Below are 13,584 nucleotides of genomic sequence, written 5' to 3' on the forward strand. Positions count from 1 at the left end.
CGGGGTCTCACCGCTCGATCATCGTGCGTACCAGCTTGACGCCCTGGCCGATCGACACGTCGGGCAGATATGCCCGGCCGATAGCATTTCCGATGCTGGGCAGCGCGGCCGGATCCGCGAAGGTCATGTGCATCGGTTCGTAGCGAGGCTGGAACTTCGACTTGAACGCCAGTAGGGAACGGAATCCGTAGACGGGTTCGAGGGTGCGTCCGAGGACGTCGAGCAATCGCTCGAGCAGCCCAGACAGCGTGGACTGCTCGGCACTGGAGACGTGTTCGGGTTGCTTCTCGTCGACCTTGGCCAGGGGTGCGCCCGAGAGGCTGAGGAATCGGGCACCTTCCTGTTCGAGCAGCAGGGCCGCCGATGCGATGAGGAATTCCATCGTGGGCCGAAAGCCCTCGGACCGGCGTCTCATGAAGTCGAGCGTCCATCCGACGATGACGCCGTCCTCGTACACCGGCATCCACGAGGTCACGCCGTGCACGGTCCGGTTCACGTCGACGGCGATCAGGCACCGCACGTTCTCGTCGTCGACCTCCTCGAGACCGCCGAGAGTGAAGCCCATCTCGGGCATACCCTTGTCCGCGACCCATTCCTCCGAGATCGCAGTGATCTGGTCCGTGATCGCCAGCGGGGCAGAAGGAAAGCGGATCCACTCGGCGACGACGCCGGCTTTCTTCGCTCTGTTCAGCGCAGTCCGCACGTCCTGGAACCGCTTGCCGGTGAACGCAATGCCGTCGAGGTCCAGAACCGTTTCCTCACCGACCTGGATTCCTCCCCAACCGAGGGAGTCGGTGATGCGGCGGACGTCGGGAGTGACGGAGTAGAAGCACGGGATCCACCCGTTCTCGGACGCGAACTCGGCGAACTCGACGACGTTGTCCCGCAGGGACTCCCGCGGACCGACGGGATCCCCGGTGGTCAGTGCCACGCCGGAGATGACCCGGTAGGCGACGTAGCTGCGACCGTCGGAACCGAACCAGTACTTGTTGCCGCGCCAGGTCGTCATCCACGACAGAGCGGACCCGCTGCTCGACATCAGCAATCCGCGCGCCCGTTCGGCGGCGTCGGTCTCGGTGCCGTACACCGGGGTGAGGAAAGTACTCGCAGCGAGCACGCAGACCACCACCCAGAACACCACCCCGGTCCACTCGAAGAGCAGGGTCGTCGGCGTGCTCTGCGGGAGCAGGGCAGGTTCGAGCCATTGCAGGTAGACCGGGGGAACCAATCGTTGCGGGAAGTCCACCAGCAGTCCGCCGAAGGACGGCGAATCGGCGAAGCCACCGCGGGCCAGATACCCACCGAGCGAGTAGATCAGGGCGAGTCCTGCCGCCACCCCGACCACCGAGGCCGCCCATCGACGGTAGGTACCCGAAGGCGCCGACACGTCGAAGAACTTGCGCGTGACGATCAGAACGAGCAACACGATCAGGGGCAGCAGGAACGGCACCGCAGTGCGGTACGCCGTCGGCGATTCCAAGCCGTAGAACAGGGACTGGTCGTCACCGGACTCGAGGAATCGAATCGCGAAGTTGGCCACCGACAGTGCGAGCAGAATTCCCTGCGAGACCACCGCCATGGCCCACGCGAAACGCCTGCCTCGACGCAGGCCGTCACTGACCACCAGCAGGAACAACGACGGCATGATGCTCAGGATCGTCGGACCGACCCCCCCGAGTCTGAGATCGAGCAGACCACGACGGCATTCGACCGGGTCGGTGGTCGCGTCGGCGCAGATTTCGCGCACCTCCGCCGCCGTGTACGGAACCCCCCGCACCACATCACGAAGTACCGCGAACGGCCCGACAGCGTTGGGGCTCAGGGCCGCCAGTACCGGGCCGAGGGCGCTCGCAGCGACGATCAGCGCAACCAGCACCCGGCCTTCGCGTCGGGTACCCGCCAATCGAGGGCCACGTGCCGATCGACCGACGATCCACGGGCCCACGACCAGGCCGATCACCGCCGCGGCGAGCCGAACGACGTCCTGCAGGTGTCCGCCGAACAATGCCAACGTCACCAGCAAGGCCAGCACGCCGACGCGGATTCGCCTGCGCCACAACGTATCCATTCGCGAGGTCGCGACCAGGACCACACCGAAGATCCAGGTCGTCGGGCCCACAGCTGTTCCGACGTGCAACCGGAATCCCCAGTCCGCGTCGAAGGTCTTGGCCAGAACCGCGAGACCGAGGCCGAACAACGAACCGGCCACCTGCGTCACGAACGCCGCGACGGCGAAGCGACGGGATCCGATACGGCGCTCGATCGGTGCGGCGGCCAGCAGCACCCCGACCGTGGCCACCACACAACCGGCGATGTTGGGTGCCGCCAGACCCGAGGTGAGCGGGGTCCACAGGTGCCAGTGCTCGAACGGCATGATGCCCACGGCGAAGTACTTGTCCATCTCGCCGCGGTTGTCCACGACCGCGGCGACGATGCCCATCACCCAGACGACGGCGAGCAAAGTGAAACTGACCGGTGCTCCCACGGCACCGAACACGATGAGCGCCCACACCCGCCGAAGCTGGCGCATCACTGCAGACGCACCGGACCTCAGGGATTCGGTGCGCGCGGACATCCACGACGGTTCGGCGGGTGTCGATACTTCGGAGTCCGCCGCGGACGGTCGTTCCGGATCGGTCACGTTCACGAAATCAACCCTGTTCTCGTTGCCAACCATGGCAGCTCGCGCCGGAGGCCTTCCGACCACACCGCGAAGCTGTGTCCGCCCGGTACTTCCACGTACTGCACATCCATTCCGGCGGCCTTCGCCACGTCGTACATCTCCTGTTGGCCCGGTTTGTAGTCGTTGTCGTCGGACCCCACGACGAAAATACCGGCGGAGTCGGGGTACTGACGTGATTTCAGCAGGTCGAGTGGGTTGATGGCGGTGAACGCCGCGGAGTTTCCTCCGAAGGCCTGCTGCACCGTGCGGTCTCGATCGCCGAGAGTCGGCTCGCGCTGGCCGGAGAGGTCGAGGAACGTGGGATAGACATCGGGGTGATTGGTCGCCATCTGAATCGAGCACGTACCGCCGTAGGACAATCCGCCGATCGCCCAGTGTGCGCGATTGCGGTCCACCTGCAGCGCCGAGTCGATCCAGTCGGGAACGTCGCGCGACAGGTACGTGTCGACGTTGCCCAGCGGAGAGTCGACGCACAGCGGGTTGTCGATCGGCGAACCGGTGCCGTCGGCCACCACCACGACCGGCGCCAGGCCGGCGTGGTCTCGGGCGAAGTTGTCCATTGTTTCGGCGAGCTTGCCGCCGTTGAGCCAGTCCTCCGGGTCACCCGGTTGCCCGGCCAGGAGTACGAGTACCGGCAGCAGCGGACGTGGATCGGAGAAATAGGCAGGGGGAAGGTATATCTGCGCATCTCGAGCAGAGAAATTCGATGCCGTGGCAGGGATGGCAGCCGAGGTGATCCGCCCCGCGGACGGCATTCCTGCCGGTGAGGTCCACACAGAATCGAGCGGCGTTCCGGTAACGGTCCGAGAGACCGCTCCCGGCACGTCGGAGAACTGAATGCGGCTCGCGGGCTCGACTCCCAGCGCAGTACCCACGGTCGGATACGCCTCGAACTTCAGGTTGATGTTCAGCGCCGAGACTGCGACGACGAGCACGGCCGCAACCACCGACGCGAGCGTACCCACGACCCCATGCGCCGCCACCGAGCGTGGGATCACCGCGAACAGGGACGCGATGCCGACACCGATCCAGACATAGATGGACGTCTCGATCGGATCCGGGAGCGGTCGCCACACCTTTTCGACGATCAGGTAACCGATCACCGTGACCACGACGGCCGCCGTTGCCGCAATCGGTAGCCCACGCGTCATGTATCGCCGCGAGCGGGAGACGAGCAGCCAAACACCGCCGAGCACTCCGGCGACCACAACGATGACAGGCAACGGTCCGTCGATCAAAGAAAGAGAATCGAACCAATCCACGTGAGAGCTCCGCTCGTCTGACGGATTCGGACCGAGATGCGGCACGAACTACCGTCAGAATATTCGTCCGCGACACCGCGCCGATGATGACCCGCCGAAATCGGGCACCAGCGACTATGACCGAACGCACACCGCCTCGGCGCTCGGTACTACCACGAGTAGTACGCATCCGCGTCGGACTAGCCGTAGACTCGGACGAATGGCTGGTCTTGGTGAACTAGAGCGCGCAGTGATGGACCATCTGTGGGAGTCGTCGGATCCCCAGACCGTTCGACAGGTCCACGAGGCACTCGCGACGCATCGCGAACTCGCGTACACGACGGTGATGACGGTGCTGCAGCGGCTGGCGAAGAAGAAGTTGGTCGTCCAGCAACGCGACGACAGAGCGCACCGCTACGCACCGTTGCACGGCCGCGACGAGCTGGTCGCGAGCCTCATGGTCGACGCGCTGTCGCAGGCACCGGCGTCGGGTGGACGCGCAGCGGCACTCGTGCACTTCGTCGGTCAGGTGGGGGCCGACGAAGCCGACGCCCTCCGTGAGGCGCTTGCCGCGTTGGAAGTGGCACAATCGACATCGAAGTCCCCTTCGGCTGGAGATCGCCGTCCGACGGACTGACGCTCGCGGCAGTAGGTGAGGACATGAACTCGACGACTGCGCTGGTATTCGCAGTACTCGCGCTGATCCTGGCTGGGCCGGTTCCGGCAGTGCTCGCGCGCGCGAGTTGGCCGTACCGGTCACCGCGCGCCGCCCTGGTGCTGTGGCAGGCAATTGCTCTCGCCGCGGTGCTCTCGGCTTTCAGCTCCGGCCTCGCGATCGGCGGACTGCTGCTCGTCCCCGGACCTGACGGTCGTCCCACGACGGCACCGACCGACGAGATCGACGCGCTCGGTTTACCCCTGTGGACTCTGTACGTCGTCGTCCTCGCCATCACGCTCGGCATCGGCGCCAAGCTCATGTTCTCTGTCGTTCGGGTAGCGGTCAGAACCCGTCGCCGGCGTTCGAGGCATCGCGTGCTCGTCGATCTGCTGGATCGAACAGACTTGGGAGAGAACCCTTTTCGCGGCCTTCGCGACGCAGACATCCGGGTACTCGACGCGGCCGAACCGATCGCGTACTGCCTACCCGGTCTGCGTCAGCGGGTGGTCCTGAGTCGAGGTACGTTGGCCAGCCTGTCCGAGGCCGAGGTCACTGCGATCCTCAGCCACGAGCGGTCACATCTGCGCGCCCGCCACGATCTGGTTCTCGAAGCGTTCACCGCCGTCAACGAAGCCTTCCCGCGGATCGTCCGTAGCAAGTCGGCGCTCGGCAGCGTGCAGCTGCTGGTCGAGCTGCTCGCAGACGACTCGGCGGTCAAGGTCACCGGTCCCACTCCGTTGGCCAGGGCATTGGTCACGTGCGCGGGGTCCACCGCCCCGCGTGGTGCAATGGCCGCCGGAGGGCCGCACACCCTCATCCGTGTGCAGCGCTTGAGCGGCCCGGGTAGCGATGTGCGCATCGCGGCGGCGGCCTACGCGGCGGCCGTGGTGATCCTGGTTCTTCCTACGATCTACGTCGCCATGCCGTGGCTGGAGGAACTGAGCAAGCTCATCGGGTGAGCTCGCACGCGGTCGGGGTCGCACAGGTCACATCGACTCGAGTCGAACAATTGGCGGTACGTCCCGTACAGTAGAGACCGGTCGCCATCGCGACCTAGCAATCGAAATGGCACAAACAGCCCCACTTTATGCAGTTCTCATCTGCATTCTGATGGCCAGGTGACAGTGCCCTGGCTCGTATCAATGTGTTCTGGCTGTTTTCGTGTTTCCCGGTTCTTCGGGTGCTCTCAGCTTCGGGCTTATTGGCGTGCCCGTAATCCGGAGAGGCCTTACTGCGTGACCCACGCTGTTTCCAACACACCCGTTTCCACCACTTCCGACACCACGGCAGTCCCGACGCCCGTAGCGGCACCGGCCTTCACCTTTGCCGATCTCGGACTGCCCGAGGCTGTCGTCGCCGCATTGGCGCGCAACTCGATCACCGTGCCCTCCCCCATCCAGGAGAAGGCGCTTCCCGACGCGATCGCCGGTAAGAATGTCCTCGGTCGTGCGCAGACCGGCTCGGGTAAGACCCTGGCCTTCGGCCTGCCGATCCTGCAGCGCCTGTCGCTGCACACCGATCGCCCGGCCGCCAAGCGCCCGCGTTCGCTCGTGCTGGTCCCCACCCGCGAGCTCGCCTTCCAGGTCGTCGAATCCCTCGCTCCCTACGCCAACGCTCAGGGCCTGCGAGTCATGCCCGCCGTCGGCGGTACCCCGTTCAACAAGCAGGTCGAGCAGCTCCGCCGCGGAGTCGACGTCCTCGTCGCCACTCCCGGCCGCCTCGCCGATCACCTCCGCCAGGGCACCTGCATCCTGGACTCCATCGAGATCACCGCGCTCGACGAGGCCGATCAGATGGCCGACATGGGCTTCCTGCCCGAGGTGCGTGCAGTGCTTGCCGATACCCCGGCAGACGGACAGCGCATGCTGTTCTCGGCCACTCTCGACCGTGAGGTTCAGTCACTGGTACGCCAGTTCCTGCCCGATCACGTCGAGCACTCCACCCAGGACGGCAAAGCCAGCGTCCGGACCATGGATCACTACGTCCTCATGGTCGACCGGGGTCAGAAGGATCTCGTTCTCTCCGAGATCGGTGCTCGCGAAGGCGGTCGCACCATCATGTTCGCGCGTACCAAGCTGGGCTGCGACGGGATCACCGATCGCCTCCGTGCGCTCGGTATCGCCGCGGAGTCGCTGCACGGCGGCAAGGCTCAGAACCAGCGCACCCGCGTTCTCGAGCGTTTCAAGAACGGCCGCACCCCCGTCCTCGTCGCTACCGACGTTGCTGCTCGCGGAATCCACGTCGACGGTATCGACCTGGTCGTCCACGTCGATCCGCCCGCAGACCACAAGGACTACCTGCACCGCGCAGGACGCACGGCACGCGCAGGCGAGAAGGGCACCGTCGTCGCGATCGTGCTCCCCAACCAGCGTCGTCAGGTTCTGCGTCTGACCGGTATGGCCGGCGTCAAGGCCACTGCCGTCAACGTCTCGCCCGGTTCGGCCGAGCTGAACAGCATCACCGGGGCGAAGAAGCCGACCGGTGAGCCTCTGCGCGCCGAGTCCGCTCCTCGTGACCGGAACAGCCGTCCCGGCTACCAGGGCTCCAACCCCCGTAGCGGCGGATACCAGGGCTCCAACCCCCGCAGTGGCGGCGGATACCAGGGCTCCAACCCCCGCAGTGGCGGCGGATACCAGGGCTCGAACCCGCGCAGCAGTGAGGGCTACCAGGGTGACCGCCCCCGCACCGGATACCAGGGCTCGAACCCGCGCAGCAGCGGCGGATACCAGGGCTCCAACCCCCGCAGCAGCGAGGGCTACCAGGGCTCCAACCCCCGCAGCAGCGAGGGCTACCAGGGCGACCGCCCGCGTCGCTCCGAGGGCCGCGGCTACGAGGGTCGTGGATCCGACAACCGTCGTCCCGCGTCCGGCCCCCGCCAGGACGAGCACCGCTCCGGAGGCTTCCGCAGCCGCACGGAACGCCGTTCGTACGACGGTTTCGACGGTCCGGCTCGCAGCCACTGATCGGTTCGTCACCGTGAGGTCGTGACCCGACCGGCACAGCACCACTCGAACACAACGGGTGCCGCATTCTTCGCGAATGCGGCACCCGTTGTCGTTGCCGGTGGTCGGGTTCGGCACCGGCCGGGGGGGTTGGCTCGCGCGAAATCTCTCGGCAGGGAAAGCTGTCTGTATGACCTCAGCAGCAGAACCGACAGAACTGGCTCAGATCGGAGTCACCGGACTCGCCGTCATGGGCTCCAACATCGCCCGCAACTTCGCCCATCACGGCCACACCGTCGCATTGCACAACCGCAGTGTCGCCAAGACCGATGCCCTGATCGCCGAGCACGGCACCGAGGGCAACTTCGTTCGCACCGAAACCATCGAGGAGTTCGTCGCCGCTCTCGCGAAGCCGCGCCGAGTGCTCATCATGGTCAAGGCAGGCGACCCGACCGACGCGGTGATCGAGGAGCTCGCAGGCGCGATGGAGGAGGGCGACATCATCATCGACGGTGGTAATGCCCTCTACACCGACACCATTCGTCGCGAGGCGGCCATGAAGGAGCGCGGACTGCTCTTCGTCGGTGCCGGCATCTCCGGCGGCGAAGAAGGCGCGCTCAACGGACCGTCGATCATGCCGGGTGGTCCGGCCGAGTCCTACAAGGCACTGGGTCCGCTATTGGAATCGATCGCAGCTCAGGTCGACGGCACGCCGTGCTGCACCCATATCGGCCCCGACGGCTCCGGACACTTCGTCAAGATGGTCCACAACGGCATCGAATACGCCGATATGCAACTCATCGGTGAGGCGTACAACCTGTTCCGCGACGCTCTCGGCTACACGCCGGCTCAGGTAGCGGACGTGTTCACCGAATGGAACAACGGTGATCTGGAGAGCTACCTCGTCGAGATCACCGCCGAGGTTCTTCGGCAGGTCGACGCCAAGACCGGTCAGCCTCTCGTCGACGTGATCGTCGATGCTGCCGAACAGAAGGGCACCGGTCGCTGGACGGTCAAGGCGGCCCTGGACCTCGGGGTTCCCGTCACCGGTATCGCCGAGGCGGTGTTCGCTCGGGCTCTGTCGGGGTCACGCGCTCAGCGCAAGGCAGCCGTAGGACTCGCCTCGGGAACACTGGCCGACAAGCCGACCGACGCGGAGCAGTTCACACACGACATCAGTCGGGCTCTGTACGCGTCGAAGATCGTCGCCTACGCACAGGGCTTCGACCAGATCGCCGCGGGCAGTGCCGAATACGACTGGAATCTGCATCCCGGCGACCTCGCCACGATCTGGCGCGGTGGCTGCATCATTCGCGCGCGGTTCCTCGATCGCATCAAGGACGCGTACGACGACAACGCCGAACTGCCGAGCTTGATCCTGGCCCCGTACTTCCGTGATGCCATCGAGAACGCCATCGACAGCTGGCGTCGGGTCGTCATCACCGCGGCTTCGTTGGGCATTCCGGTCCCCGCGTTCGCGTCCTCGCTCTCCTACTACGACGCGTTGCGGGCAGAGCGTCTACCTGCCGCTCTGACACAGGGACAGCGAGATTTCTTCGGGGCGCACACCTACGAGCGAACCGACTCGGAAGGAAAGTTCCACACTCTGTGGAGCGGCGATCGTTCCGAAATAGAAGCCTGACCGACGACCGCCCGCCGGCGGCGCTGCGTGCATCACGCAGCGCCACCGGTGCTGGGTACCCCGGTCAGACGGGCACCGGCCCGAGTATCGGTTGGACCACCGTCGACGGGATGCCCTCCCACGGCAGGGCACCTTCCAGGTCCTTCCACACCGCCTGCACCGCACTGAAGCACCCTTGGCCGTACACGTCGGATGCGGTGTACAGAATATCCGCACAGTCCGGTACTTCGATGGTGAACAGCTCGAATCCTGCTGCAGTGCAACCGATTCCGGATTCGACCTCCAGCATTCCCGAGACCACCGATGCGCCGAGCGAATTGAGAATTCTCGAGGACTCGTGCGGCCCGCGCCCCGTCAGGACGATCTCCGGGCTACCGAAATTCGTGAGACCGACCGTGTAGCAGAACGCCGGATGGATACCGTCGGGATCGACTTCCGATTCGACGTACTGCAGGGCCCAGCCACACCTGTCGATGGTGCGTATCACGCCCTCGATGTACTCGTCGACGCTGTAGCCCTGACACATCTTGCACATAGCTCCCCCACACTCTGCGTGCGATCGCCCCCTCGGCAATCACGGTGTCGAACGCCGATCGAACATGCGTTCTGCCCCGAGTATTGCGCGGGGCACCGACAAGAGGATTCCGACGCACGGCCGACGCAGCGGTATGGTCACAGCCATGCCGGGTCAATCCGTTCGATCGTTCGCAGAACTGGGACTGCCCGTGGTTCTCGTGCACTCGCTCAGGAAAGCGGGTGTCTCCGAGCCGTTTCCGATCCAGTCCGCCGCCCTGCCCGATGCGCTCGCGGGCCGCGATGTGCTGGGCCGTGCTCCGACCGGATCCGGCAAGACTCTCGCGTTCGGGCTTCCGCTGCTCGTGCGGCTTGCCGGCCGACGCAGCGAGCCCGGTGCACCGCGTGGACTCGTGCTGGCTCCCACTCGCGAACTCGCGCTCCAGATCCAGGAAGTGCTCGACATCCATGGTGCGACGTTCGGCCTGCGCAGCGTCGGCGTGGTCGGCGGCGTTCCGCTCGAGCGCAATGTCCGAGAGATACAGCGCGGAATCGACATCGTGGTGGCCACACCCGGTCGCCTCAACGATCTCCTCGAGCGTCGTTCGATCACGTTGAATCGGGTGGAGGTCACCGTGATAGACGAGGCAGATCGCATGGTGGACATGGGCTTTCTGCCCCAGGTCGATTCACTTCTCGCTGCGACACCGACCGGCGGCCAGCGGTTGCTGTTCTCGGCGACCCTGGACGGAGACGTCGACCGCCTGGTCGAGAAGTTCCTCAGCGATCCGGCCGAACATTCCACCGCGGAGTCGGTGAGCGAACCCGACATCGCACATTACGTGTTTCGAGTCGATGCTGCCCGCAAGACAGAAGTAGCTGCGGCACTTGCCAACAGGGACGGTCGCACGTTGCTGTTCGTCCGCACCACTCACGCGGTCGACCGGCTCACCGACGACTGTCGCCGGCTGGGTGTATCGGTATCGTCGTTGCACGGCAACAAGACTCAGGCGCACCGCACACGTTCGCTGGCCGCCTTCGGCGACGGCGCATCGACTGCGCTGATCGCGACCGATGTCGCGGCACGTGGGGTTCACGTCGACGACGTCAGCCTCGTGGTCCACGTGGACCCACCACTGGATTCCAAGGACTACGTGCATCGCGCAGGTCGCACCGCCCGCGCCGGATCCAGCGGAACCGTCGTGACGTTGGCTACGGCCGAACAGGTGGATCACGTGTGCGCGATGGCGGGCGATGCCGGTGTCTCGGCAACGGTGGTCGACACCGAGAGCGATCCCACCTCGTGGCGTCGATTGACCGGGGCGCGTACACCCATCGGCAGGCCGCTCCCGGCCGAAGCGGTCGAAGCACCGGCACAACGTGGATCGCGGCGCGGTGCTGCGCCCGTCCGACACGAGCGAGGCGAGCGGACCGGGGGCAGGCGGGGCGGCAACAGAGGACGACGCGGGTGACCGCCTCGTGGTTGTCGATCGCGCTCGCCCTGGTTTCGGCATTCCTGTTCGCCTGTGCGTCGGTGGCACAGCAGAGCGCCGCGGCGTCGGTCCCCGAGGGAACGTCACTGCTCTCGGCTCTGATCCGAAGCCCCAGATGGTGGGTGGGCGTACTCGGCGACGGGGGCGGCTACGCCGTTCAGATCGCTGCACTGTGGGTCGGTTCGGTCCTGGTCGTGCAGCCGTTGCTCGTCACCGCCCTGCTGTTCGCACTCCCGATGTCGGCGAAATTGGCGGGCCGGGTTCTCCCTGCTTCGACGTGGGTGCTCGCATTCCTGCTTGCCGCCGCCCTCGCGGTGTTCATCGTGGTCGGCGACCCCAGCGAAGGTGACACCGACGCCCCTCTGTCCGACTGGATCGTTCCTCTGATCGTCGCCGCGGTCGTGATCGGCGGCGCAGCAGTGGGAGGTCTGCTCCTGACCGCCCCCGGTGTGCGGGCCCTGTTGCTCGGAGCCGCTGGAGGGTTGCTGTTCGGTCTGGCCGCGGCTCTGACGAAGTTGGTCACCGACCTCGTGGAGAACGAGAGGTTCGGCGCGTTGACGGCCTGGCAGACCTACGCCCTCGTCGGATCGGGAGTTCTCGGCTTCTACCTCCAACAACGCGCGTTTCAAGTCGGTCCGCTGTCCGCGTCCATGCCTGCCGTCACGATCGGCGAGCCCCTCGGCGCTGCGTTCATCGGCATCACGGTCCTGGACGAGCGAATCAGAACCGACGGGGCTTCCCTCGCCGTCATCGCCGTAGCGGTGTCCGTCATGATCGCCGCGACGATTCGACTGTCTCAGACCCAGGCGTCGACTCGCATCGAAAGGGAGACGGTGGACGGGGCGTCGACCCCGCCGATCCAGCCCGACCGGTAGTCTCGATCAACGTGCAGTTCCTCGATGGTCATCAGCCGCCCTACGATCTCACCTACGACGATGTCTTCCTCGTCCCCAACCGAACCGACGTCACGTCGCGATTCGATGTCGACCTCAGTACGGTCGACGGCTCGGGAACGACCATTCCGATCGTCGTGTCGAACATGACGGCGGTGTCGGGTCGGCGTATGGCCGAAACCGTCGCACGTCGCGGAGCGATCGCAGTGATCCCGCAGGATCTCCCCACCGAAGCCGTCGCCGAAACCGTCGCATTCGTCAAGAGTCGCGACCTGATCGCGGACACACCGGTCGTCCTCGGCCCCAACGCATCCGTGTCCGATGCCTTGGCGCTGATGCACAAGCGTGCACACGGGTCGGTCGTGATCGTCGAACACGGCAAGCCGATCGGAGTCGTGTCCGAGGGTGCCTGCGCCGACGTCGACCGATTCGCGCGGCTCAGTTCCGTGGCGTCGGCCGATTTCGTGCGAGCCCCTCGCCACGCGTCGCCCAAGGAAGTTTTCGAGCTGATGGAGGCGGCACACGCCCACCTCGCCGTCGTCGTCGAGAACGACGGCTCCCTGGCAGGTGTGGTCACCAGGACCGGCGCGATCAGAACCGGAATCTACGCGCCTGCAGTCGACGCGTCGGGTCGCCTCCGTATCGCTGCTGCGGTCGGCATCAACGGCAACGTGGCCGAGAAGGCGACCGCACTGGTCGAGGCCGGGGCCGATGTGCTCGTGATGGACACCGCTCACGGGCATCAGCAGAAGATGCTCGAAGCCCTCGCTGCCGTGCGCTCCCTCGATCTCGGCGTTCCCCTGGCGGCCGGCAATGTGGTGTCCGCGCAGGGGACGCGCGATCTGGTGGAGGCGGGCGCGGACATCGTCAAGGTCGGTGTCGGGCCGGGAGCGATGTGCACGACACGCATGATGACCGGCGTCGGACGCCCCCAGTTCTCGGCTGTCGCCGATTGTTCGGCTGCGGCAGCCGAACTCGGGGCTTCGGTGTGGGCCGACGGCGGTGTACGCCACCCACGTGACGTTGCTCTCGCACTGGCTGCCGGCGCTGCGAACGTCATGATCGGCTCGTGGTTCGCCGGCACGTACGAGTCGCCGGGCGACCTGCGGGTGGACGCATCCGGCAATCGGTACAAGGAGAGCTTCGGTATGGCGTCCAAGCGAGCCGTTGCCGCTCGTACCGCCACCGATGGGGCGTTCGACCGGGCTCGCAAGGCCTTGTTCGAGGAGGGCATTTCCAGTTCGCGGATGCGCCTCGATCCCGATCGGCCCGGTGTCGAGGACCTGATCGATCACATCTGTGCCGGAGTTCGCAGTACCTGCACGTATGCGGGTGCCCGTTCGCTGCCGGAGTTGGCCGAACGAGCAGTTCTGGGAGTCCAGTCCGCTGCCGGATTCGCCGAAGGACGGCCCCTGCCCTCCGGGTGGTGACGGTCGGGCACGGTTAGACTCACCCACAGCAAACACAGTTGTTCGCGCTCGTCACTCGTCGGACATTCGAGCATTCGATTCCCGACGTG

10 protein-coding genes are annotated in these 13,584 nt (G+C 65.9%); 7 read left to right on the forward strand and 3 right to left on the reverse strand.

Annotated elements, in window-relative coordinates; all coding sequences use genetic code 11:
* Window positions 1-7: 7 nt before the first annotated feature.
* Complete coding sequence (locus R3P93_RS20920) at window positions 8-2,575, reverse strand: bifunctional lysylphosphatidylglycerol flippase/synthetase MprF (protein WP_394855342.1); 2,568 nt, start codon at window positions 2,573-2,575, stop codon at window positions 8-10.
* 68 nt (window positions 2,576-2,643) lie between these two features.
* A complete protein-coding gene (locus R3P93_RS20925; RefSeq protein WP_317533972.1) occupies window positions 2,644-3,945 on the reverse strand; it encodes an alpha/beta hydrolase in 1,302 nt (433 codons plus the stop codon).
* 199 nt (window positions 3,946-4,144) lie between these two features.
* Here R3P93_RS20925 and R3P93_RS20930 point away from each other — a divergent pair, with 199 nt between their 5' ends.
* From R3P93_RS20930 to gndA, 4 genes are all read left to right on the forward strand, one after another.
* Complete coding sequence (locus R3P93_RS20930) at window positions 4,145-4,561, forward strand: BlaI/MecI/CopY family transcriptional regulator (RefSeq protein ID WP_094641733.1); 417 nt, start codon at window positions 4,145-4,147, stop codon at window positions 4,559-4,561.
* 23 nt (window positions 4,562-4,584) lie between these two features.
* Window positions 4,585-5,541, forward strand: coding sequence for a M56 family metallopeptidase (locus R3P93_RS20935; RefSeq protein WP_094641731.1), 957 nt, complete (start codon window positions 4,585-4,587; stop codon window positions 5,539-5,541).
* 276 nt (window positions 5,542-5,817) lie between these two features.
* Entirely contained in the window at window positions 5,818-7,545 is a 1,728-nt protein-coding gene (locus R3P93_RS20940) for a DEAD/DEAH box helicase (RefSeq protein ID WP_394855339.1), read from the forward strand.
* A gap of 169 nt (window positions 7,546-7,714) precedes the next feature.
* Window positions 7,715-9,166, forward strand: coding sequence for an NADP-dependent phosphogluconate dehydrogenase (gene gndA, locus R3P93_RS20945; RefSeq protein WP_094615060.1), 1,452 nt, complete (start codon window positions 7,715-7,717; stop codon window positions 9,164-9,166).
* 64 nt (window positions 9,167-9,230) lie between these two features.
* Here the strand turns inward: gndA and R3P93_RS20950 are convergent, their stop codons facing one another.
* Window positions 9,231-9,701: a DUF4262 domain-containing protein gene (locus tag R3P93_RS20950; protein WP_317533973.1), complete on the reverse strand. Its 471-nt coding sequence runs from the start codon at window positions 9,699-9,701 to the stop codon at window positions 9,231-9,233.
* A 145-nt stretch (window positions 9,702-9,846) separates the two neighbouring features.
* Here R3P93_RS20950 and R3P93_RS20955 point away from each other — a divergent pair, with 145 nt between their 5' ends.
* Genes R3P93_RS20955 through R3P93_RS20965 form a run of 3 tightly spaced genes read left to right on the forward strand, consistent with a single transcriptional unit; the run spans window position 9,847 to window position 13,495 of the window.
* Window positions 9,847-11,151 carry a DEAD/DEAH box helicase gene (locus R3P93_RS20955; RefSeq protein ID WP_317533974.1) on the forward strand — a complete coding sequence of 435 codons (1,305 nt, stop codon included), beginning with the start codon at window positions 9,847-9,849 and terminating at the stop codon, window positions 11,149-11,151.
* Complete coding sequence (locus R3P93_RS20960) at window positions 11,148-12,047, forward strand: DMT family transporter (protein ID WP_068047387.1); 900 nt, start codon at window positions 11,148-11,150, stop codon at window positions 12,045-12,047. The genes R3P93_RS20955 and R3P93_RS20960 overlap by 4 nt, the downstream gene beginning before the upstream one ends.
* 11 nt (window positions 12,048-12,058) lie before the next feature.
* Window positions 12,059-13,495 (forward strand): GuaB1 family IMP dehydrogenase-related protein, encoded by a 1,437-nt coding sequence (locus R3P93_RS20965; protein ID WP_068047388.1) that lies wholly within the window; start codon window positions 12,059-12,061, stop codon window positions 13,493-13,495.
* The last annotated feature ends 89 nt before the right edge of the window (window positions 13,496-13,584 follow it).

Source organism: Rhodococcus cerastii, assembly GCF_033042195.1.
Lineage (GTDB): Bacteria > Actinomycetota > Actinomycetes > Mycobacteriales > Mycobacteriaceae > Rhodococcoides.

Bases quoted from the DNA above. Each gene is read 5' to 3' on its own strand.
- R3P93_RS20920 (WP_394855342.1), bottom strand. From the start codon at position 2,575: ATGTCCGCGCGCACCGAATCCCTGAGGTCCGGTGCGTCTGCAGTGATG.
- R3P93_RS20930 (WP_094641733.1), top strand. From the start codon at position 4,145: ATGGCTGGTCTTGGTGAACTAGAGCGCGCAGTGATGGACCATCTGTGG.
- R3P93_RS20935 (WP_094641731.1), top strand. From the start codon at position 4,585: ATGAACTCGACGACTGCGCTGGTATTCGCAGTACTCGCGCTGATCCTG.
- gndA (WP_094615060.1), top strand. From the start codon at position 7,715: ATGACCTCAGCAGCAGAACCGACAGAACTGGCTCAGATCGGAGTCACC.
- R3P93_RS20950 (WP_317533973.1), bottom strand. From the start codon at position 9,701: ATGTGCAAGATGTGTCAGGGCTACAGCGTCGACGAGTACATCGAGGGC.
- R3P93_RS20955 (WP_317533974.1), top strand. From the start codon at position 9,847: ATGCCGGGTCAATCCGTTCGATCGTTCGCAGAACTGGGACTGCCCGTG.